17 protein-coding genes, 1 pseudogene and 1 riboswitch are annotated in these 21241 nt (G+C 45.6%); of the genes and pseudogenes, 13 read left to right on the top strand and 5 right to left on the bottom strand.

The annotated features are described in order from the left end of the window. Positions 1-91: 91 nt before the first annotated feature. Positions 92-1447, bottom strand: a complete 1356-nt coding sequence (locus tag ACFORK_RS09325; protein ID WP_379197964.1) for an APC family permease — start codon at positions 1445-1447, stop codon at positions 92-94. Positions 1448-1681: 234 nt separating this feature from the next. Next, a riboswitch (guanidine-I (ykkC/yxkD leader) is annotated at positions 1682-1791 on the top strand. Between the two features lie 69 nt (positions 1792-1860). Here ACFORK_RS09325 and ACFORK_RS09330 point away from each other — a divergent pair. The 5 genes and pseudogenes from ACFORK_RS09330 to ACFORK_RS09350 form a co-directional block, all read left to right on the top strand. Next, positions 1861-2574 carry an urea amidolyase associated protein UAAP1 gene (locus tag ACFORK_RS09330; RefSeq protein WP_379197966.1) on the top strand — a complete coding sequence of 238 codons (714 nt, stop codon included), beginning with the start codon at positions 1861-1863 and terminating at the stop codon, positions 2572-2574. Position 2575: 1 nt separating this feature from the next. Then, positions 2576-3250 carry an urea amidolyase associated protein UAAP2 gene (locus ACFORK_RS09335; RefSeq protein WP_379197968.1) on the top strand — a complete coding sequence of 225 codons (675 nt, stop codon included), beginning with the start codon at positions 2576-2578 and terminating at the stop codon, positions 3248-3250. Beyond that, a complete protein-coding gene (uca, locus tag ACFORK_RS09340) occupies positions 3243-6863 on the top strand; it encodes an urea carboxylase (RefSeq protein ID WP_379197970.1) in 3621 nt (1206 codons plus the stop codon). The genes ACFORK_RS09335 and uca overlap by 8 nt, the downstream gene beginning before the upstream one ends. After that, positions 6860-8593 carry an allophanate hydrolase gene (locus ACFORK_RS09345; protein WP_379197972.1) on the top strand — a complete coding sequence of 578 codons (1734 nt, stop codon included), beginning with the start codon at positions 6860-6862 and terminating at the stop codon, positions 8591-8593. Before uca ends, ACFORK_RS09345 begins: the two co-directional genes overlap by 4 nt. Positions 8594-8674: 81 nt before the next feature. Further along, positions 8675-8782: pseudogene (locus ACFORK_RS09350) on the top strand (IS1595 family transposase); the annotation flags it as partial. Positions 8783-8820: 38 nt separating this feature from the next. Here ACFORK_RS09350 and ACFORK_RS09355 read toward each other — a convergent pair. Next, the gene (locus ACFORK_RS09355; protein ID WP_379197974.1) at positions 8821-9429 is read right to left on the bottom strand and encodes a GNAT family N-acetyltransferase; all 609 of its coding nucleotides are present in this window, start codon (positions 9427-9429) and stop codon (positions 8821-8823) included. 150 nt (positions 9430-9579) lie between these two features. Here ACFORK_RS09355 and ACFORK_RS09360 point away from each other — a divergent pair, with 150 nt between their 5' ends. From ACFORK_RS09360 to ACFORK_RS09380, 5 genes are all read left to right on the top strand, one after another. After that, on the top strand, positions 9580-10062 hold the full coding sequence (locus tag ACFORK_RS09360) for an NUDIX hydrolase (RefSeq protein WP_379197976.1): 483 nt from the start codon (positions 9580-9582) through the stop codon (positions 10060-10062). Between the two features lie 115 nt (positions 10063-10177). Continuing rightward, positions 10178-11176, top strand: coding sequence for a LacI family DNA-binding transcriptional regulator (locus tag ACFORK_RS09365; protein WP_379198574.1), 999 nt, complete (start codon positions 10178-10180; stop codon positions 11174-11176). Between the two features lie 134 nt (positions 11177-11310). Then, complete coding sequence (locus tag ACFORK_RS09370) at positions 11311-12240, top strand: carbohydrate kinase family protein (protein WP_379197979.1); 930 nt, start codon at positions 11311-11313, stop codon at positions 12238-12240. Between the two features lie 56 nt (positions 12241-12296). Continuing rightward, the gene (locus tag ACFORK_RS09375) at positions 12297-13667 is read left to right on the top strand and encodes a family 4 glycosyl hydrolase (protein ID WP_379197981.1); all 1371 of its coding nucleotides are present in this window, start codon (positions 12297-12299) and stop codon (positions 13665-13667) included. A 28-nt stretch (positions 13668-13695) separates the two neighbouring features. Beyond that, on the top strand, positions 13696-14628 hold the full coding sequence (locus ACFORK_RS09380) for a sugar phosphate isomerase/epimerase family protein (protein ID WP_379197983.1): 933 nt from the start codon (positions 13696-13698) through the stop codon (positions 14626-14628). 291 nt (positions 14629-14919) lie between these two features. Here ACFORK_RS09380 and ACFORK_RS09385 read toward each other — a convergent pair whose 3' ends face one another. Next, positions 14920-15459, bottom strand: coding sequence for a GNAT family N-acetyltransferase (locus ACFORK_RS09385; protein WP_379197985.1), 540 nt, complete (start codon positions 15457-15459; stop codon positions 14920-14922). Positions 15460-15941: 482 nt separating this feature from the next. Between ACFORK_RS09385 and ACFORK_RS09390 the strand changes: the two genes are divergently transcribed. Beyond that, complete coding sequence (locus ACFORK_RS09390) at positions 15942-16250, top strand: hypothetical protein (protein ID WP_379197987.1); 309 nt, start codon at positions 15942-15944, stop codon at positions 16248-16250. A gap of 611 nt (positions 16251-16861) precedes the next feature. Here the strand turns inward: ACFORK_RS09390 and ACFORK_RS09395 are convergent. Then, on the bottom strand, positions 16862-17092 hold the full coding sequence (locus ACFORK_RS09395; protein WP_379197989.1) for a DUF3951 domain-containing protein: 231 nt from the start codon (positions 17090-17092) through the stop codon (positions 16862-16864). Between the two features lie 255 nt (positions 17093-17347). On the opposite strand from ACFORK_RS09395, the gene ACFORK_RS09400 reads away from it, so the two are divergent. Further along, positions 17348-17884 carry a GNAT family N-acetyltransferase gene (locus ACFORK_RS09400; protein ID WP_379197991.1) on the top strand — a complete coding sequence of 179 codons (537 nt, stop codon included), beginning with the start codon at positions 17348-17350 and terminating at the stop codon, positions 17882-17884. Positions 17885-18036: 152 nt separating this feature from the next. Here ACFORK_RS09400 and ACFORK_RS09405 read toward each other — a convergent pair whose 3' ends face one another. Beyond that, the gene (locus ACFORK_RS09405) at positions 18037-18711 is read right to left on the bottom strand and encodes a stalk domain-containing protein (protein ID WP_379197993.1); all 675 of its coding nucleotides are present in this window, start codon (positions 18709-18711) and stop codon (positions 18037-18039) included. A 245-nt stretch (positions 18712-18956) separates the two neighbouring features. Here ACFORK_RS09405 and ACFORK_RS09410 point away from each other — a divergent pair, with 245 nt between their 5' ends. Beyond that, positions 18957-21209 (top strand): ATP-binding cassette domain-containing protein, encoded by a 2253-nt coding sequence (locus tag ACFORK_RS09410; protein ID WP_379197995.1) that lies wholly within the window; start codon positions 18957-18959, stop codon positions 21207-21209. Positions 21210-21241: the final 32 nt, after the last annotated feature.

Raw genomic sequence — 21241 nt, forward strand, 5'->3', positions numbered from 1 at the left:
AAAGCAAAACAAAAAGACGAGCTGAAAGCCCGTCTTTTTGTGCTGCCTTTGTAGTAATAACTACTTCTTTACTTGAAAATTGGAATGTTCATCATTTGATCACTTGCTGGCGCTGGCGACCCAAGACTGCTTTATCCATCTCCACCATTGGTAATGAAGTCGAGTTCATTCTTCTCGTAGCGTAATACATTAATCCTACTACAAGCCATCCAGAACCTAGCAGCAATGAAGAGATATCCAGCAGTGTTATGAGATAAAATACAAATCCAGCGCCGATGAGCGGACAGAGCAATCGTAAGAATAGATCCTTCGGAGAACGTTGTTTTTGACGAATCACATAATGGAAAATGACGGAGAGATTCACGAACAGAAATGCGGTTAATGCGCCAAAATTAACAAATTTTATCGCTGTTTCAAGACTGATGAAGATCGCGGATAACGAGATTACGCTTGCCAAAATAATGTTGAATACAGGGGTTCTTAATGTAGGGTGGACAGATGCGAATTTTCGCGGCAATAGTGAGGTTCTACCCATTACGAACAGTAGGCGAGTCACAGTCGTCATAGAAGACATCCCTTGGGACAGTACAGAGAAGATAATGACAAAGGTGAAGATGGAAGCAAGCAGACGTCCACCGATGGATTGCATAAGTTCAAATCCTGCCGAGTCCACGTTGCTGGAAGTGAAGGAAGGGTACATTTGCTGAATGAGATAGGCAGTGCCGAAATACATTAAGCCAGCCAACAAAACAATGATAAGAATGGCACGGGGGATGATTTTTTTCGGATTCTTGGTTTCTTCAGCCATCGTAGTAATGGAATCAAATCCGAGGAAAGAGAAACAGACAAGCGAAGCTCCAGCAAGGATAGATGAGAAAGACACACCTTCTTTAACTGCAAAAGGGTTCAATCCTGCAGTTATGCCACCTTGCAGCGCTTTATACACCAGCAACGCGCAGAAACCGGCAATGAAGAGGATCTGCATTAGCACAAAGATTTTACTGACATTGGCTGAAGTCTTAATCCCGATGATATTAATGATCATAACTACAAGGGTACAGCCAATAATCCAGACGGAAGAAGGGATGGAAGTGAATTGCGCATGCAGATTAATACCGAACATGAGTACTGCAATGATACAAGAGAATAGATAATCCAGTAGAATGGCCCAGCCCACCAGGAAGCCAATGAAAGGATTCATGGACTTCGTGACATACGTGTACGCAGAACCTGACACTGGGAAAGCGCGAGCCATTTGACCATAGCTCAAAGCCGTGAACAAGATCGCTACAAAGGCCAGGAGATATGCGGCCAGAAGCATACCGCCGGATCCTGCATATAACACACCGAAGCTGGTAAAAAAAATCATGGGCGACATCCAGGACAACCCCATAGTCACGACATGCACCAGAGATAAATTTCTTTTTAGGGTCAGATTATCTGACATAAAAATCTCCTCCTTCATTTCACGTAAAATACTTGCTGTTTTGCGCTTGTGTCATGACACCTCACATTTAATCAGGGTTTTTCGTAAAAAACAAGCTTTTTTTCTTTGGTTTTCAAAAATAAAAGCAATAACCTAACATTAAAATCATCGCTATTATTGAAATAACACAAAATCAAAATAATTCCTTGTCATTATGTTCATTTGTATGTTAGGATTGTTTACACAAATCGAATATCAAATGTTTTCTAGGGTTCCGAGCTGCTCTGGCGGTTGGCTGGTCCGAGAGAAAACGCATGGATGCCACTTCGCAACTATGTACACGGCGGGAAAAAAGCCCGGGAGAATTTACCAAGTCTTATCTTTGGTATTTCTCCCGGGCTTTTTTATTTTTTTCACTAACAGGAGGGAATGACATGAGTTCAATCCGTATTCAAGCAGGCGGCAAATGGTCTGGTTACATCCGTAGAGGGAAAAGCATCCGAATTACAGCAGCTGGCGAACGTGCCAATCTGACAACACTGCTATTTCATGCGTCTGATCCTTCCGAGCGCTATAACATGCCTGACACCTTAAAAGCTCAACATACGGCTTATTTGACAGCCGGCCATGTACTTATGAGTGATCAGGGCCGGGTGCTTGCCTCGATCACCGATGACACGGTGGGCTGGCACGACACTTTAGCTGGCTATACAACCCGTGATATGACGGATAGAAAATATGGTTACAGCCGTTATCAGGATGAACGTAATGCCTGGTTCCGCAGCGGTTATGAGAACCTGATCGTTGAGATGTACCGGCATGGGCTAGTCCCGCGCGATCTTAGTACTCCGGTGAACTTTTTTTCCAAAGTGGTGTGTGAGCTGGACGGCACTATGACATATGTGCAGCATCCAACGGCAGGTACATCGGTTACTCTACGCACGGAAATGGATGTACTGCTCGTGTTGTCCAACACACCTAATCCACTGGATCCGGAAGCGAGCTACCCCGATACTTCCATTGAACTCCTGTTCAGTGATGCTGAGCCTATCAGACCTGATGACCGCTGCTTGATTCACTGTAATGAGAACCGGAGAGCTTTTGAGAATACATGGAATGCCTATTCGTTACTGAAGGGAGCGAACTAACATGAGCACTTATACATTTGAACCCATCCACAGCACGCTCGACCCGGCCAAAGCTGTTTATGACAAAATTATACCGGCAGGTGAGGGCTGGATGCATGATCTTGCCGCTGGACAGGTGCTCCGCATCCTTGATCTGGAAGGAAACCAAGCGGTCGATACGTTATTTTACGCGGCTGAAGATCCTGCAGATCACTATAGCGCTATTCAGACGATCACCAGACAGCAGAATCTGTATTTGACGACAGGCTCAGTGCTGGTCGCTGAATCCGGACGGGAGCTGCTCCGGATCACCGCAGATACTTGCGGACGGCACGATACGATTGGAGGAGCTTGCTCGGCTCAAAGCAACACTGTCCGTTATGCTCACGAAACGCTTCCCATGCATAATTGCCGGGACACGTTCATGTTGATGCTGTCGGGTCGGAGTGAATTTTCCAAAAGAGATCTCGTGCCCAATGTGAACTTCTTCATGAATGTGCCCGTTACACCGGAAGGTGAGCTCACCTTCGCAGATGGTGTGTCCGGTCCGGGGCGTTATGTGGAGCTGGTCGCGCTGGTTTCTGTAACCGTGCTGATCAGTAACTGCCCGCAGCTTAATAACCCATGCAATGCCTACAACCCTACACCCGCACAAGTGCTGATCTGGGATGCAGAAGGGAGCGAATCTCATGTTTAAAAAAGTCCTCATTGCCAATCGCGGTGCCATTGCTGTAAGAATTATTCGTACGTTGCGCAGCATGGGCATTGCATCAGTTGCAGTGTATACCAAGGCTGACCGGGACAGCCTTCATGTTGAACAAGCGGACGAATCGATCCTGATCGGAGACGGTCCCGCTAAAGAAAGCTATGTGAACGCAGAGCTTATTTTACAGACAGCGGTAGCGGCCCAAGCAGATGCGATTCATCCGGGCTATGGATTTCTGAGTGAAAATGCTTCGTTTGCGAGAGCCTGCGGAGAACATGGTATCACTTTTATTGGCCCTTCCCCGGAGCATATTGAGATGTTTGGGCTAAAACATACCGCACGTTCCATTGCCGAGCAGGCTGGTGTTCCCCTGCTGCCTGGTACAGGGCTGGTTCCCTCCCTTGAACTGGCGGTCGAACAGGCTGCAGAAATTGGATATCCGGTGATGTTGAAAAGCACAGCCGGTGGCGGCGGGATTGGGATGAGAATATGCGCCGATGAATCGGCGCTGCGCGAAGCCTATGATTCTGTAACGCGTCTGGCAACGACGAACTTTAACGATGGCGGCGTTTTTCTGGAGAAATACATTGCACGGGCTCGTCATGTGGAGGTTCAAATCTTCGGGAATGCCCTAGGCGAAGCCGTTGCTCTAGGTGAGCGGGATTGTTCAGTACAACGGCGGAACCAGAAGATCATTGAAGAGACCCCTGCTCCGAATCTGCCGGATAGCACGCGTCATGAGATGCACGAAAGCGCTCGGCGTCTGGCGGCGACAGCCGGGTACCGCAGTGCGGGGACGGTAGAGTTTTTATACGATCCTGAATCGAAGGGATTCTATTTCCTGGAAGTGAACACTCGGCTTCAGGTAGAGCATGGTGTAACAGAGGAGGTGCTGGGAGTAGATCTGGTGGAATGGATGGTCATGGAGGCTGCCGGAGACCTTGCGAATCTCGCCGAACGCATCCGTACTCCGCAAGGTCACAGTCTTCAAGTTCGATTGTACGCCGAGGATTGCTTCCATGATTTTCGTCCTAGTGATGGTCGTATCGATGATATTGTATGGCCGGAAGAGGCCAGAATTGAAACGTGGATTCAAAACGGTCTTGAAGTGACTACGCTGTATGATCCAATGCTTGCCAAAATCATTGTTCATGGGGATTCAAGGCCTGCGGCTATTGCGAAAATGAGAATGGCGTTAGACCAATTACGTGTGTACGGAATAACGACGAATCAGACTTACATTTATACGTTTCTGGCTACAGACCTGTTTCAAGAAGGACTTGTCTATACGAATATGCTAAATGGGTTCAATCCTGTCGAACATGCACTTGAAGTGCTTGACGGGGGAGTCCAGACAACCGTGCAAGACTACCCTGGACGAAAAGGCTATTGGGATATTGGAGTTCCGCCTTCCGGGCCGATGGATGCTCTGTCCTTCAGAATAGGGAATCGCTTGCTCGGAAATGCCGATAGTGCACCTGGACTCGAAATGACCTTGCGTGGCGGGTCCTATCGCTTCAGGAATGAGATGGTATTTTGCCTTACCGGATCAGATATGGCAGCTACGCTGGATGGCAAGTCTGTACCCTTATATACACCTACACTGGCAGGCACAGGCTCGACGCTGGTTTTGAATGAATCTGTCAGCGGCATGCGAAGCTACTTGCTTGTAGGCGGCGGATTTGATATGCCCCTAACTCTCGGCAGTGCCTCTACATTTACACTGGGCGGATTCGGGGGCCACATGGGCAGTGCACTTCGTCCCGGCGCGGTCTTGAAGGTGCATCGCCATCAGGGTACAATCCAGCAACCGCTCTCGCTGCAAGCGATCCCTGAATTTACACAGAAGTGGACCATTGGTGTGATTCCGGGGCCTCATTGTACGGAGGAGTATTTGCTAACTGAATATTTGACGCAATTAACGGAGACGGAGTGGGAAGTGCATTTTAACAGCTCACGGACAGGAGTGCGGCTGATCGGTCCTGCGCCATTATGGGCAAGGGAAGACGGTGGGGATGCAGGACTTCACCCCTCGAACATTCACGATAATGCTTATGCTGTCGGTGCGCTGGATTTGACCGGAGACATGCCTATACTGCTTGGACCGGACGGACCGAGCCTGGGAGGATTCGTATGTCCGGTTACGACGGCTTCCGCCGAATTCTGGAAGGTGGGCCAGCTGCGTCCGGGCGACAAAATCTCCTTTAAACTGATTACGGTAGAAGAAGCAGAGCAGCTTAGAGAGGAGCAGAATTCCTTCCTGGACGCCATAGTGCACGGTCAAACCACGCCAACACTGCCCCAGTTACAGGACATTTCTTCAGGTGATTATATGCCACTGCTTGCTTATGAAGAGGCTGGGCGCCGTTTCAAGATCGGGATTCGTTGTTCTGGAGACGAGAACATTCTGATTGAGTACGGTGATCGTGAGCTGGATCTGCTTTACCGCTTTCAGGTGTATGTCTTAATGCAGGCGGTGCAGGATAGCGGCAACATTCCTTTTATAGAAATGACGCCGGGCATCCGGTCGCTCCAAATTCATCTGGATACGACCCGAATTACGGTCAAGGAAGCGGCTGCGCTCATTCTGGATCTGGACCTGCAATTGCCGTCACTGGAATCGATCGAAGTCCCTTCGCGAATTGTGAAGCTGCCCTTGTCATGGGACGATCCCGCCACTCAGCTTGCTATTGAACGTTATCAGCAAAATGTACGTCCCGATGCTCCTTGGTGTCCGAGCAATCTGGAGTTTATTCGTCGCATGAACGGATTAGGTTCATTGGAAGAAGTCGCAGAGGTAGTATTCAACGCTTCCTATCTCGTTATGGGGCTTGGAGATGTGTATTTAGGGGCACCTGTAGCCGTACCACTTGATCCGCGCCATCGGCTCGTTACAACTAAATATAATCCTGCGCGTACATGGACACCGGAGAATGCCGTAGGTATTGGCGGAGCTTATTTATGTGTCTACGGGATGGAAGGACCGGGGGGATACCAGTTTGTAGGCCGGACGGTGCAGATGTGGAACAAGTTCAGATCTACGGCGAATTTTGAGCAAGGAAAACCCTGGTTGCTGCGCTTTTTTGATCAGATTCAATTTTATCCTGTGTCCCAAGAAGATTTGCTGCAGATGAGAGAGGATTTCCCGCGTGGAGAATTTGTTGTAGAGGTAGAGGAGACTACCTTTAATCTGGGAGATTATCTCCGTTGGCTGGATCAGATACAGGAGCATTCATCCGCTTTCCGCCAAGCACAACAGGCCGCATTTCAGCAGGAGAGAGCCTATTGGAAGGAGCTTGGTATCGCAGAGCATGTGTCTGAACCGGAAAATATCGACGTGTTGGAACAGCAAGAATTGCCTGAAGGAAGTATGGGCCTGAGCAGTTCTATGTCCGGAAGTGTATGGCGGGTGCTGGTGGAAGTGGGGCAGAAGGTTCGGAAAGGCGAAGACCTAATAATAGAAGAAAGTATGAAAATGGAGTTTCCGCAAAAAGCGCCTTATGACGGAATTATCGCTTCAATCTACGTATCGTCCGGTGACCAGGTGCGTGCCGGAGACTGTATTGCTGCCTTGTATCCAGCTCAGGAGGTGAATGCTTCATGACGATGAAATCTGTACCTAATCTGTTGTCGGTCGAAGTTCTGCACAAAGGATACTGCAACCATCAGTTTACGCCTCAAGATGTCATAGCGGCCATTATTCAGCGGGCAGAGCAGACTCAGGAGAAGAATATATGGATTCTGGCGCCGTCACTAGAGAGAATTCAGCCGTATTTAGATCAGTTGGAGCAACTGGATCCGGAAGACTGCCCGCTCTGGGGCATTCCGTTTGCGGTCAAAGACAATATCGAGGTTGCTGGCTGGCCACTGAGCGCTGCCTGTCCTGACTTTGCTTATATACCGGATCATCATGCGACAGTAGTGGAACGGCTAATCTCAGCAGGGGCGATCCCTGTTGGTAAAAGCAATCTGGATCAGTTCGCAACCGGACTGGTCGGCACCAGAAGTCCCTATGGCGATACACATAACGCACTCCGTGCAGAATTGATCAGTGGAGGATCGAGCTCTGGTTCGGCAGTGGCTGTAGCTTGCGGGCAGGCTGCCTTTGCGCTGGGGACAGATACAGCCGGTTCGGGGCGCGTTCCCGCAGCCTTAAATCATCTGATCGGCTATAAACCAGCCGTGAGCGCATGGCCTACTAAGGGTGTACTACCGGCTTGCCGCTCTATTGATTGTGTGACTGTATTTACGCATGTGCTGGACGATGCGGAACGTGTGGACCTGGTCGTTCGTGGAATAGATCGAGAAGATCCGTATTCGTTAGATCGCCCCCTGCGGCGGGGAGTTATGCCTGATACTCTTTTGCTTCCGAAAGGATCGCTTCAGTTCTACGGGCCTTTTGCCGAGCAATACGAGGAAGCTTGGAATCGCAAGAAACAAGCAATAGCAGAAATGGGGGTGCGCGTGAAGGAAGTTGACATTTCCTTGTTGGAGGAAGCAGCGGCGCTCTTGTATGAAGGTCCTCTGGTGTCAGAACGCTGGACGGATCTTGAGGATTTTGTAGAAAAGCATCCAGGCTCCGTCTTTCCTGTGACAGAAACGGTTCTACGCTCGGGTAAGAAAGAGGAGTTCACCGCTGCCGCTCTTTTCAAGGCACAACATAGATTGGCTGAGATTCGCCGTAGCATTGCTGCACTGCTTGAGGGGAATGTGCTCGTGTTGCCCACTTGCGGTGGGACCTGGACAAGGGAACAAGTAAAAGCGAATCCAATCGAGACTAATAGTAAAATGGGACTCTACACCAATCATTGCAATTTGCTCGATCTCAGTGCCCTTGCGCTGCCTGCAGGGTGGGCTGAAGCCGGACTTCCCTTTGGAATCACACTGTTCACATTACCGGAAGAAGAAGCTAATCTAGTTGTTGCCTCCAAAATCCTGCTTCAGCAGGAAGACAGGATTACAGTTGCAGTGTGTGGATTGCATATGCGGGATATGCCGCTTACTAATCAAATGACGGGACTCCGAGCTGTTTTTCAGGAGGAAACCGTAACCGCACCAAGGTATAAACTGTATAAACTTCAGACGCAGCCTCCTAAACCGGGCCTCATCCGTGCAGAACAAGGGGGATCGTCTATCCTCGTAGAGTTATGGGAAATGCCCAGCGCTTCCTTCGGCGCATTTACAGCTTCCATTCCTGCTCCGCTCGGTATAGGGCAAGTGGAGTTAAGTGATGGAAGGATAGTTAGCGGGTTTCTGTGTGAACCTTATGCTACTGTGAATGCAGAGAATATTAGCTCCTTTGGAGGTTGGAGAGAGGCAGCAGTACTCGGATGATATTTGTTTGATAAAGGCGGTTTTCTAAAAGATTGTTGCTATTCTACGGGAATTGTCTGAGAAAGACAACGGAACATATCCGAACGCCAACGTTATTTATGCAAGGATTGTGAGAAAAGCTTCAACGATATAAGTGGAACGCCCCTTTCTGGCACACACAAGCCGGAGAAGTGGATGCTGTATTTACAAGAGAGAAATCCTTTTGACGTGTGATCACCTTTATCGGTCTAGACTTCTCTAACGTTGCCTGCCCAATCCTTTTTATCAAGTTTATAATAGTTATATTTTTTATTGTCAATCTCGATAATACTCTGAAAGTTAAGACCACATTTTTGTATTACTCTATTAGACGGAACGTTTTGTAATAGAGCAATAGCACTAAGCACCTTAACGTTCGTATTCTCAAATAAATAATTAATCATTCCTTGTGCAGCTTGGGTTGTATAGCCTTTATCTCTATGATCCTTGGAAATTGCATATGAGATTTCTCGGTTCGGTGGCGATAATTCGTCTTTCATCCCTGAGTAACACCAGCCGATAAATTCTCCTGTCTCTTTCAAAACAATTCCTAAACGAAGACGATGATCACCAATGTCTTCACCCTTCAAAACCGCATGAAGAAACTGTCTATTCTCTGGAATTTCATAGTTCATAAACCAATCTTTCCGTTGCTCTTTAGATACATTAAATCCTGGCAAAAACCCATGTATTTCAGGTTGCCAGGTGAGTGAATGAAAATCATCTAAATCAGTAACTAAAAATTCTCGTAGAATTACATCCTTACATTCAATCGTAAAAATGTTTTCTTTAGAATCGGAACGAGCATTAGTGTTCATAATACATCTCCCTCTATAAACTGGACTAATGTCTATAATATCTCTTTAAGTGAATCTATTGTGAGGGTAAAATTACTATAACTGTTTTTTATTTAGCAGTAATATTTCAGAAAATAGCCTTAAGAAAAGATTCTACCAAAAAATCAGAGGTTGACAGTACGCAGTGATAAAGCGAAGGATCGCGGGGATTACCCGAATCTTCTGGACATTACAGCTGCCGGACATATATTGGCTCATGAAACTGTACTTGATGGAATAAGAGAAGTACAAGAAGAAATAGGAATAGACGTTGCCATTCATGAACTAGAGCCATTAGGAGTTATTGATTATATTGCCGAGCAACCTAACTTTATTGATAAAGAGCTAGCGAATGTATTTCTCTATAGATACACACAAACACTTGAAGATTTTACATTACAAGAAGAAGAGGTAGCTGGAATTTTTAAGGTGGAATTTGATGATTTTTATGATCTTTGGTTAGGGGAGAAGGATCAGATTCAAGCCAGTGGATTTATTATAAAAAGCGGTGGGTCAAGGGTTCTGGTGAATAAGTCGTTTGACAAAAATCATTTCGTTCCTCATGAGGAATCTTTTTATCAAGAAGTGGTGAAATTAATGAAGGAAAAGTTATAAATAAAAAAGTATTGACGACTCTGAAAACGTTTTGATATATTTTGATTATCAACTAGAGCATCATTGAAAACATAATGATCGCAAAGAAGAGGAGGGAAACGTTCTGTCTGTCAACATTAAAGATGTCGCGAAGAAGGCCGGCGTTTCCATCTCGACCGTATCCAGGGTACTGAATAATGGGAAGTATGTGAAACCAGAGGTTAGGCTTATTGTGCAACAAGCAATAGAAGACCTCAACTTCGTTCCTAACAGCATTGCCCGCAGTCTGGTGAGCAAGAAGACGAATCTGATTGGTGTAATCGCTTCTGATATCTCTACCAGCTTCTTCTCCTCCACGCTAAGTCATATTGAGGAAGCTGCAAGCCAGAATCGTTACAACATTCTTGTGGGTAACATCAAAGATAATCTGGACAAGGAATTGAAGTATCTGCAGGTCTTTAAGGAGATGCAGGTCGACGGCATTATCATTATGCATGAGATGATGGATAAGCATATTGAGCGGTTTCTCCAATCGTTGACGACGCCCACCGTATTTTGCAGCGCCAAACCGAATTCATCAGTGAATTGTCCCTCGGTTAACATTGATGATATGCAGGCGTCGTATGACACTGTAAAACATCTGATCTCGTTGGGACATCGGCGTATCGCTTTTATCGGGGGAGATACGAAGGAGCTCTCGACAGGGCGCTACCGTTATGATGGCTACTTGAAAGCACTCGTGGAAGCGGGGATCTCGGTGAATCCGGATTGGGTCCGTTTCGGTAATTTCAAACAGCAGGATGGATATGACATTATGCAGAACTTCCTCCAAAGCGAACAATTGCCGACCGTTGTCTTCGCCGTCAGCGACGATATGGCCGTAGGAGTGCTCAATTGCATTGTCGACCATGATCTAAAGGTTCCAGATGACATTTCGCTTGTCGGGTTCGATGATTCGAGCATTACAGAAACGGTCCGTCCGAAGCTCACTTCATTGCATCAACCGATTCAGCAAATCGGACAAATGAGCGTTGATATTCTGATCAAAATGATCGAAGGGCAATCGCCAGGGGTCAAGGAAGTAGTACTTAGCCACAAGTTAGTAGAAAGAAACAGTCTGAGAAGCTTGCTGTAAGAATCTCGGACATCTTTTTACTCAAATCTGATAACGTTACCAGATAATCATCTGATAAAACACTTACAACTCTTTTATTTATAACTGGTAACGTTACCAGAATAAATAATGAATATTGATAGGAGGGAAGCCTTTTGGAAGCTGAAAAATCATACGATGTGCTGCTCGTGGGAGCAGGAAACATTGATATCGTCGTAAGCGGCTGCAACGCCATTCCGGATGCCGGGCAAGAGATTCGGGTTCCGAATATCTCTTTTCACATCGGGGGCGGGACTGCACTCAGCGGGTTAGGCATGGCCAAGCTTGGAATGCGTCCGATAATAACTGGACTTGTGGGCGACGACTATTGCGGAAGGTTCATCATTGATGAACTTCAGCGTTATGGGGTAGCGACAGACATTGCTTTTAGCCAAACACAAAGTACAGGGATCAGCATCGCCTTTAATCCGGAAACGGACAGGAGCTTTATCACTCACGATGGTACTGTCACAGCGTTTACGCTGAATGACGTTAATGAGCAGCTGTTGTCCGAAGTCCGGCACGTCCATATCACTGGATATAACGGGCGCTCCAACCATAAGGAATATATGACTTTCGTTAAGAAGGCGAAGCAAGCCAAACTGACGGTTTCCATGGATGTTGGGTGGGATGAATCTGGCGAGTGGTACGAGGGGATCTATGAGGTCATTCCATTCGTCGATGTGTTTTTTTGCAACGAGCTGGAAGCTCTCCACTATACACGTAAATCCTATGTCCAGGAGGCACTCTCTGTTATCGCCGTTCATGTACCTGTAGCTGTCGTCAAGCTTGGAGAGCGGGGAGCAATTGCTGCCCGTGGAGGGACGATACTGCATCATCCTTCTTACCCCGTAACAGTTGTGGATACCACAGGCGCTGGAGATTCATTTAATGCCGGTTATCTCTATGGTTATTTGAATGGTCATGATTTGAAAAGCTGCTTGACCCTTGGTACCGCCTGTGGCTCGTTCTCAGTTACGAATCGTGGAGGCAACGCAGGATTTCCTACGTTAGCTGAATTGACCGCATTTTTGGCTGGGAATTAGTCGCAGTTTCTATAGCTTCATTCTTAATTCCATATTACATTTGAGGAGGATTTACAATGAAATTGGCATTAATTGGGGGCGCGGGTGTCCGCGCGGTATTTTTCACTAAGAGTTTAACGATGTTGGCCCAAGAGATTGGCATCACGAAATTCGTCATGTATGACATTAATCGCGAGAAGTTAGAAATCATCGGCAAGCTGTGCAAGCATGTCGTTGCAGAAAGCGGCATTCCGATGGAGCTGGAATTTAGTGATGATATCGAGTATGCCCTTACCGATGCAGATTACGTGATCACAACCATTCGGGTAGGCAATGACCGCTCCCGCGTAATCGATGAGCAAATTGCCCTGAAGTACGGCGTGATCGGACAGGAAACAACGGGTCCAGGGGGCTTTTCTATGGCGATTCGTACGATCCCTGTACTGCTGGATTATTGTGAGAAAATCAAACGTCTGGCCCCGAACGCGTGGGTGTTCAACTTTACTAATCCTTCCGGGCTTGTCACTCAAGCTATGCATACCGCTGGTTATGATCGCGTGATCGGAATTTGTGATACACCAAGCTCGACCAAGATCCGCATTGCCGAAGCGATTAACGCTAACCCAGACGAACTTTATGTGGAGTTTGTTGGATTGAATCATCTCTCCTGGATTACAAGCGTCGTACAGGACGGCGAAGAATTGCTGCAGGACCTCGTATCGGATAAAGCATTTATTGCCAAGGTCGGCGAGTTCAAAATGTTTGATCCCGATTTGATCGATACACTAAAACTGCTGCCTAACGAATACTTGTATTACTACTATAACCGGGAGCAAGCGGTTGAGAATATTATGAAGAGCGGCGATACCCGCGCCAAGTTCGTCGAAGCTAATAATGCAGAGATGCTGCGTGTGCTGGGAGAAATGGACATCGACGCTGATCCGGAAGCGGCACTGCAAACCTACCTGCGGTTCATGCACAAACGTGAGTCTTCTTATATGGCTATCGAAACAAGCAAAGGCCCAATTGAGCAGCCTGCAGAGGACGAGAAGCTCGAAATGCCGAATACACTCGGTTATGCCGGTGTGATGCTAGACTTCGCAAGAGCAATGAATCAAGGCATTGAGAAGCATATTGTGCTGAACATTCCAGCTGGCGATTATGTCGAAGGTTTTGAGAAAAATGACGTTCTTGAAATCACTTGCCGCATGACAGCTGAAGGCGCGGTTCCGGTTACGCCGAAGAAACTGCCTGAGCATGCTTATCAACTGATGAAGAATGTGAAGCTATTCGAAAGATATACGGTAGAGGCTGTACTGAACAAATCCAAAGATTCCGCAATCAAGGCTTTGATGGTACATCCACTGGTTAATTCCTATTCCATGGCCAAAAGCTTGGTGAACGATTATCTCGAAGCCTATGAGGATATTCTCGGAGAGTGGAAATAAAGAGAAGCCGACAATAGGAGATACCTATATGGACATAAAAGGAATTGGAATCAGTCTGAATGCGGACATGGTGAATGGAGATTTAGAGGTGCTGGAACGCCACCTAGGATATATTGCAGATGCCGGGTGCGATTACGCCGAGCTGATCTTGCATGGGCTTGACGTAGTGATTGGGGGCCGTGTTCACCAGAAACGGCTGGAGAGAGTGCGCCAGGTGCTGGACAAATACGAGCTCGGATATACGATGCATTTACCCTATGAATTGAATTTATTGTCGTGCGCCAAAGGCGATGATTACGAAAGGGTCTTTGAAGCAGGCATTGAGCTGTCAGCTGCGATTGGCGCAGACACCATCGTGTATCATAGCTCCTATGCTGAGTTGACGGATCATAATCTTATGCAGCATTATTTCCCCATCTATGGCCGGTTGCCCCGGGAAGAGCTGTTTCAGATATTGCTTGAAGAGGATGCTACGAAGCTGCGTAGATTGGGGAGCATAGCTAAGGACGCTGGAATTACGATTGGGGTAGAGAACAACATCTGGTACGATATTAAAAATGAGTACACCTACGGCATTAATCCGCAGACAGTGGTGGAACATATTCGCTATGTCGGACTGGACAATGTAGGGATTACACTAGATATTGGCCATTGTTATCTGACTTCCATTGCTTATGGTTATGATTTTCAAAAAGCCATTGAAGCTGCGTTGCCTTATGTGAAGCACCTGCATGTACACGATAACTTTGGGGAACTGTACGATGCCAAGGCATACATGAGCAATCTGCCTTATGGTTATGGTGATTTGCATTTGCCTGTCGGCTGGGGCGATATCCCTTATGAGAAAGTTTTTGAGTGGATAAATGCGTATCAAAGTATTGTAAATATGGAGATTGAGTTCCGGCTGTATCCTCATTTTCAGGAAGCTGTCGAAGACATGAAGAAACTCTTGGCCAAGTAAGTGTATATGTACAGATTCATTGATTATCAAATGAGCAAAAGTCCGCGATTCCGCGGGCCTTTGTTCATTTTTTTGTTGATGATCTTATAGAAGAAGTATTCAAAGTAGCAGATGAAAATCTTTACGAAAAGGCCTGGATTTGGGATCGATTCGGAGAGAAATTCAACAAAGCAAGACGAAGAAAATGATTAGTAGACGCATATTGTGCAGTAAACAAAGAAAAAACGACCCATAGCGTTGATATGAGTCGAGTTAATTTAACAAGTCATCGGGCCAATGGAGTTAATAACCCTACTCATTAGGATTTATAATAGCTAACACCTGATGATCTTCCCAAATCCCATTAATTTTAACATTTTTTATTGCTATTCCTTCCTTATGAAAACCTGCTTTTTCTAAAACTCTTATAGAACCGATGTTGTGTGGTTGCACTCCGGCTTCAATTCTATGTAAATGAAGGGTATTAAAAGCATAATTGACGATTAACTTAACTGATTGTGTGGCAAAACCATTTCCATTATGTTCTTGATCTAAGAAGTATCCAATGATAGCACTTTGAAGATCACCACGCATAATTTGGAATAAACTGATGGTGCCAATGAGTTGATGAGAGTTATCTTTATAGATACCAAAATAGTATTCGATATCTTTTTGTTTATTTTTCTCACGTTTTACTATTAACTCTTGCTGTGCTTCTAAAGACCAGTAGTTAGCAGAGCGAGTCATTGAATAATTTGAAAAAAATGATCGATTTTTATTTTGCATGAGAAGTAATTCCTCAGCATCTGAGAGAATAAATGGTCTAAGAAGAATATTTTCACTTTTTAGCATCTAATCTACCTTTCATTTGTTTAATACATGACATTATATCAGAAAATATAATGGTAGAAAAATTATTCATAGCATTAGTTAATGCACAGTGCGAAGATACCGAACAATAGCCGCATATGGCGTATCAGGGGGAGGGGGCGTAAACCGATATATTAGTGAACCTCCAAAGTTGGGGACGGCTACTAAATCTTTTTCTTTTTGAATACACCAAACACCACCGCAAGAATTAAAACAACGAGTAAGAATTTCATTGATATCACCCCTTTTGGGGATTATAGCATGCTCTGCCTTGTTTGAATATTGAGGATCTGAGAGGATGAAAAACTTTGTTTAAATGAGTAGTTCATTTGAAGCACTAAGACACCAAACAGTGGACCCGAACACTGGACAAGATAACAAATCTATATGGTTTTGACAGGGGGCTCCCGGAATGAGAAAATGTTATTTCATAGAACTACAAAACATTACTTGGAGGCTTATCAATGAATCAGCGTTTTCGGATAACACGATCGATGCAGGAAAACAATGTGGAGCAATCCATCTCCTTGGAAGAGTGCAAGAACTACTTCTCATCCCAACCGGACTTTACATACTCACAGGTGCTTACGGTTAAAGGACCAGAAAGTACCATGTCTATCGATGGTGATTTTTTTATGTGGACGCTCTCGGATGTGGAGATTCCCTTCCGGCTTTACATGGGAGATATATATGTAGCTATTTCGCATGATGCTATTGTTCCCAAAATGCTTGAGATTGCGACAGATCTCCGTGCGGATATAGTTGAAGGGTAATCTAAGCGAGACCCATTGTAGCAAATCTCAATAATTAGGAGATGCGAGAAATGGTGACCATCGGTATATAAGATGTTGTTTCTGTGGTGAAGTGCTTCCGGCAATCTGGGAGAGATATAAAGAAGATCCTACGGACAAGGGCTATTAGGGTGAACCACCTAGCGAATATTGGGACCTGATATACAAATAAGAACCAAGACCCCTTATAAATGCTGGTGTGATAAGGGTCTTGGTTCTTTTTTATGAAAAGATCACGAAAAGATCACATTTCTTGTAATTGTAGGTCATTTAATCTCTTGCTGAAGTATGTTCTGACGCCTGGAGCAATGTTAGCATTCATACGCTCAGTGACGTGGTATCTGCGAGGATGAATTGCCCTTCGTGGAAATTATTATGATTTCGTCAAAATCAAAAATTCTGACGAATGTATCATTCTTTGGAGGAGTCATTTCCCACGCATATCGATTGTTAGTAAGGTGGTAGATTGTTTTATGTATATCGCAAATTGTTTTGAATATCTTGTAGTCATTGTCTATGCCATGAGGTTTAGCCTTCTGTAAAAATTCTTCTATTTCGTCTCGTTCAAGATATTTTTCTAACATTAATGTGCATTAGGGAAGAGAAGGTCGTTTTGATAACGAAATGATGTTTTTGTCCTTATCATCACCATGGTCCGCATTTTCTTCTATCTCTTTTTTCTCATCGTGAAACTCAACAAGAGCTTGGGCCGTGATGTAATCAAATGGAGTGTAATTATTACTTGGTAACTTTCTTGTAAGTAATATCTTGATAATGATGATTGCTAATAAGATATTGACAATGCCGAATGCTCCAACTAACATGAATTGTAAAAAGTTAATTGTTAACACCTCCTTTGTTTAATTTTATAATTAAATGTTAATATTTTCAATCAACAAGATTGCTCCAGGTCAGTAAAATGGTCTTGTGCTTCTTTGTAACAAAGTCCAAAAGCACGAATCCTATGTATTGTAGCTGCTGATCATAATCATGCACTTTACGAAGGGTTGATCGGTCAAGAGAACGTTCAACTTATCTATCCGCTAAAATAATATCAATTCATGGTGAGGATGATACAGATGGTAGAGCCGCAAGTATACGTCCGTTTTCCGGAAGAGGCGGATGCTGCAGAGTTGGCAGCATTGTACAAGCGTAACCGGGAGTTTTTTGAGGAGTTTTCGCCAAGTGTTCCAGAGGAGTTCTATACGGAAGAATATCAGCTTCAGAAGATTACTAAGGATAAGACCGATAGAGAAGAGGATCAGCGATATAACTTCTTGGTATGTCACAGGGAGGACGATCGCATTATTGGTAGCGTAGGATTGAGCTTTGTGTTGCGTAGCTCGCTGCAAAGCTGCATGATCGGGTATAGTCTGGATCGGGATTATAACGGCAAAGGTTATATGACAGAAGCTGTGAAGCAAGTGGTGCGCTATGCATTCGAGGAGCTGAAGTTCCACCGGATCACAGGGGAAGCCTCTCCTCGAAATCCTGGTTCTATTCGTGTGCTTGAGAATGCCGGGTTCCATAAAGAAGGCATTTCCCGAAGCAATGTGAAGATCAACGGGGCGTGGGAGGATCATCAGGTTCTGGCCATTATCAATCCTGCAGATTGAATCTAGTCCAATATTCAAATATATCAATATAATTTAAAAAAGGTCGATATTTCTGACAACAGAAACATCGACCCTTTTGCCGTGTACACCTATTTATAAGTAAAGTGCTCGTTACCGGAGCAAGTTACTGCTGACTACAGGGAGGCCAGGGATCATTTTTTCAACGGCTCGACACCGATCGTAAGACCGGTATCACCGGGATCCTTCATTTTAATATTTGTAATGTACCAGCCTTCATAGCCATCGGAGGTCAGTTTCTGCACGGTGACAACTGCAGACCCCGTGCCTTTCCAATTGGAAGCGCGAAGACCATAATCGAATGAGAATTGAGTCGTTGTCTTATTCAGAGCTTTTGTTTTGAGCTTATCAATCTCAGTCATATGTGGACTCGAGCCGCCTGTTGTCCAGTAATAATCATCGAATTCTTTCTTAGTTTTAGCGCGCAGATCAGGGGAGAAAACAGCATATTGCAGTGCGCCGTTTCGAGTCTGAATGCCTTTGACCCATGTATTCAAAGCTTCTTTGGCTGTGGATGGGACCAACCCGGATTCCAAACGTTTGATCTGAATCGCTTGTAGAGCGGAGTCAGGCAGCGTCACTTGAACTTCATTCTTTTTTGCATCATATACCGCTTTTCCTTTAAATTCTTCTGCAAGTTTATCTATCGGAACAAGCACTTTACCATCTTGGACTTGAAGATCCAGTGTGCTGGATACAAACTCCTGGCCATTAATAAATAGACTCAATTTTGATCCTGCATAAGCGGAGCCTACAGCAAGCATTGCTCCAAGACCAGTACACAGCACAATTTTTGACAGGGATTTCATAGATTGCACCTCTTCTTTTTATATACAACAATAGACGATTTTTACTGAAATTAAGTTTCATTTAAGTTTCATTATGGTAACAAACTAGAGTTATGATCATACAGCCCGGGTATAATTATACTGAGGTTTTTTTAACATGGGGTGAAGGGTCAAATAACATACTATGAATCGTTGACACGACACCAAACCGAATCTTATTATTTAAAATGCATATGCAGTTTATTTTCTTGAGACAGGAGATCGTTATGACCCAAGAATACATTGAAATCCGCGGTGCTCGGGAAAACAATCTTAAGAATGTATCTTTACGAATTCCCAAGCGCAAAATCACCATTTTTACCGGCGTTTCCGGCTCGGGTAAGTCGTCGATTGTGTTCGATACCATCGCCGCTGAATCCCAGCGTCTGTTGAATGAAAATTTCAGCATCTTCGTCCGTACTTTTTTGCCGCGTGTACCACAGCCGGATGCTGACGCCATTGAGAACCTCAGCATGGCTGTGATTGTTGACCAGAGGCGCCTGGGTGGCGGTGCGCATTCGACCTTAGGGACGATTACCGATATTTCGCCCATTCTCCGTCTTCTGTTCTCCCGTGTAGGTCAGCCGCATGTTGGTGAAGCTCACATGTTCTCCTTCAATGATCCGCAGGGCATGTGCCCCGAGTGTAGCGGCATCGGTCGTAGTATGGGGGTAGATATGGCCAAGGCAGTCGATATGTTCAAATCGCTGAATGAAGGGGCAATTATGCTGCCGGACGCCACGGTGAACGGTATGGACTGGACGATGACCGTGCAGGCAGGCTCCTACGATCTAGATAAGAAGTTGAGTGATTTTTCTAAGGATGAACTGGAGGAACTGCTGTATGGCAAGGCCAAGAAGGTAGGGACACAGTTTGGCGGAAAAACTATAAATATTACTGTAGAAGGCTTCATCGAAAAGTTCATCAACAAGTATATCAAGCGGGATATTAAAGCGATGTCAGAGCGTACCCAGAAAAAAGTGGAGCCGTTTATCATCGAAGGACCCTGCCATCTGTGCCATGGCGCTCGTCTTAGCCAAGCAACGCTCAGCTGTAAGATCAACGGCAGTAATATTGCCGAGCTTTCATCTATGGAGGTAGGCCAACTGATCGGGGTTATCAAGGACATTCAAAGTCCGATAGCTGCACCGATGGCTAAAGCCTTGTCAGACAGATTGCAGCACCTTGTGGATATCGGTCTGGATTATCTTACTCTTGATCGTGAGACCGACACTTTATCCGGTGGGGAATCCCAGCGTGTCAAAATGGTCAAGCATCTGAGCGGGAGTCTAGTGGATGTGGTGTATATTTTTGACGAGCCGAGTGTTGGTCTGCATCCCCGTGATGTACACCGGCTTAATGAATTGCTGCAAAAGCTGCGCGATAAAGGTAACACGGTCATTGTCGTGGAACACGATCCCGATGTGATTCAGGTCGCTGATCATATTGTGGATGTCGGTCCTTATGCCGGCAGCCATGGCGGTACCATTATGTACGAAGGTAGTTTCTCCGGCTTGCTGGAGTCGGATACATTGACGGGCAATCATATGAAGCAGGCGATGCCGATCAAGGAGCATTTTCGCCAGGCCAAGGATCAGCTATCCGTCATGAACGCCAGTCTGCATAACTTGACCAATGTTAATGTCGATATTCCAACAGGAGTATTAACGGTAGTGACAGGCGTTGCCGGTTCGGGAAAAAGCACATTGATCAACGATGTGTTTTTGCAAAATCATCCTGATGCAATCGTGATTGACCAGTCGGCGGTCGGTGTCTCAACCCGTTCCAATCCGGCCACCTATACGGGCATTATGGACGATGTGCGCAAGGCTTTTGCATCTGCCAATAAAGTGAACGCCGGTTTGTTCAGTTTTAATTCCAAGGGGGCTTGTGAGAACTGCCAGGGCCTTGGTGTCGTCTATACCGATGTGGCCTTTTTGGACAGTGTAAAAACAACCTGTGAGGTATGCGGCGGTAAGCGGTTCAAAGAAGAGGTACTTGACTACAAGCTCAATGGAAAATCGATCGCTGATGTGCTAGAGATGACCGTTGAACAAGCGCTTGCTTTCTTCGAAATCAAAGAAGCCAAGCGCAAGCTGCAGGCCATGAGCGATGTTGGTCTGAATTATCTGACGCTCGGTCAGCCACTCAGCACATTGTCGGGTGGGGAGTGTCAACGTATCAAGCTGGCCAGCGAACTGCACAAAAAGGGAAGTATATATGTGATGGACGAGCCGACAACCGGACTACACATGTCGGATATCACTCATCTGCTGGACATTATGAATCGTCTAGTGGATGCCGGTAATACGGTAATCGTAATCGAACATAACCTGGACGTCATCCGTAATGCTGATTGGATCATTGATATGGGTCCTGAAGGCGGCAGCAAGGGTGGTAAGGTTGTTTTCGAAGGTACACCAAGAGCGCTTTTAAGCGCAGAACAATCACTGACAAGCAAATATTTGAGCAGGAATTGATCCCCGCCTTTGTTTAATCGAGAAAAACAAAC

It is taken from the genome of Paenibacillus sp. GCM10012306, from assembly GCF_042649265.1.
In the GTDB taxonomy this organism is placed as follows: Bacteria; Bacillota; Bacilli; order Paenibacillales; family Paenibacillaceae; genus Paenibacillus_AQ.

Coding starts and splice junctions, on each gene's coding strand:
- ACFORK_RS09325 (WP_379197964.1), bottom strand. CDS start 1,447: ATGTCAGATAATCTGACCCTAAAAAGAAATTTATCTCTGGTGCATGTC.
- ACFORK_RS09330 (WP_379197966.1), top strand. CDS start 1,861: ATGAGTTCAATCCGTATTCAAGCAGGCGGCAAATGGTCTGGTTACATC.
- ACFORK_RS09335 (WP_379197968.1), top strand. CDS start 2,576: ATGAGCACTTATACATTTGAACCCATCCACAGCACGCTCGACCCGGCC.
- uca (WP_379197970.1), top strand. CDS start 3,243: ATGTTTAAAAAAGTCCTCATTGCCAATCGCGGTGCCATTGCTGTAAGA.
- ACFORK_RS09345 (WP_379197972.1), top strand. CDS start 6,860: ATGACGATGAAATCTGTACCTAATCTGTTGTCGGTCGAAGTTCTGCAC.
- ACFORK_RS09355 (WP_379197974.1), bottom strand. CDS start 9,429: ATGAACACTAATGCTCGTTCCGATTCTAAAGAAAACATTTTTACGATT.
- ACFORK_RS09375 (WP_379197981.1), top strand. CDS start 12,297: ATGAAATTGGCATTAATTGGGGGCGCGGGTGTCCGCGCGGTATTTTTC.
- ACFORK_RS09380 (WP_379197983.1), top strand. CDS start 13,696: ATGGACATAAAAGGAATTGGAATCAGTCTGAATGCGGACATGGTGAAT.
- ACFORK_RS09385 (WP_379197985.1), bottom strand. CDS start 15,459: ATGCTAAAAAGTGAAAATATTCTTCTTAGACCATTTATTCTCTCAGAT.
- ACFORK_RS09390 (WP_379197987.1), top strand. CDS start 15,942: ATGAATCAGCGTTTTCGGATAACACGATCGATGCAGGAAAACAATGTG.
- ACFORK_RS09395 (WP_379197989.1), bottom strand. CDS start 17,092: ATGTTAGTTGGAGCATTCGGCATTGTCAATATCTTATTAGCAATCATC.
- ACFORK_RS09400 (WP_379197991.1), top strand. CDS start 17,348: ATGGTAGAGCCGCAAGTATACGTCCGTTTTCCGGAAGAGGCGGATGCT.
- ACFORK_RS09405 (WP_379197993.1), bottom strand. CDS start 18,711: ATGAAATCCCTGTCAAAAATTGTGCTGTGTACTGGTCTTGGAGCAATG.
- ACFORK_RS09410 (WP_379197995.1), top strand. CDS start 18,957: ATGACCCAAGAATACATTGAAATCCGCGGTGCTCGGGAAAACAATCTT.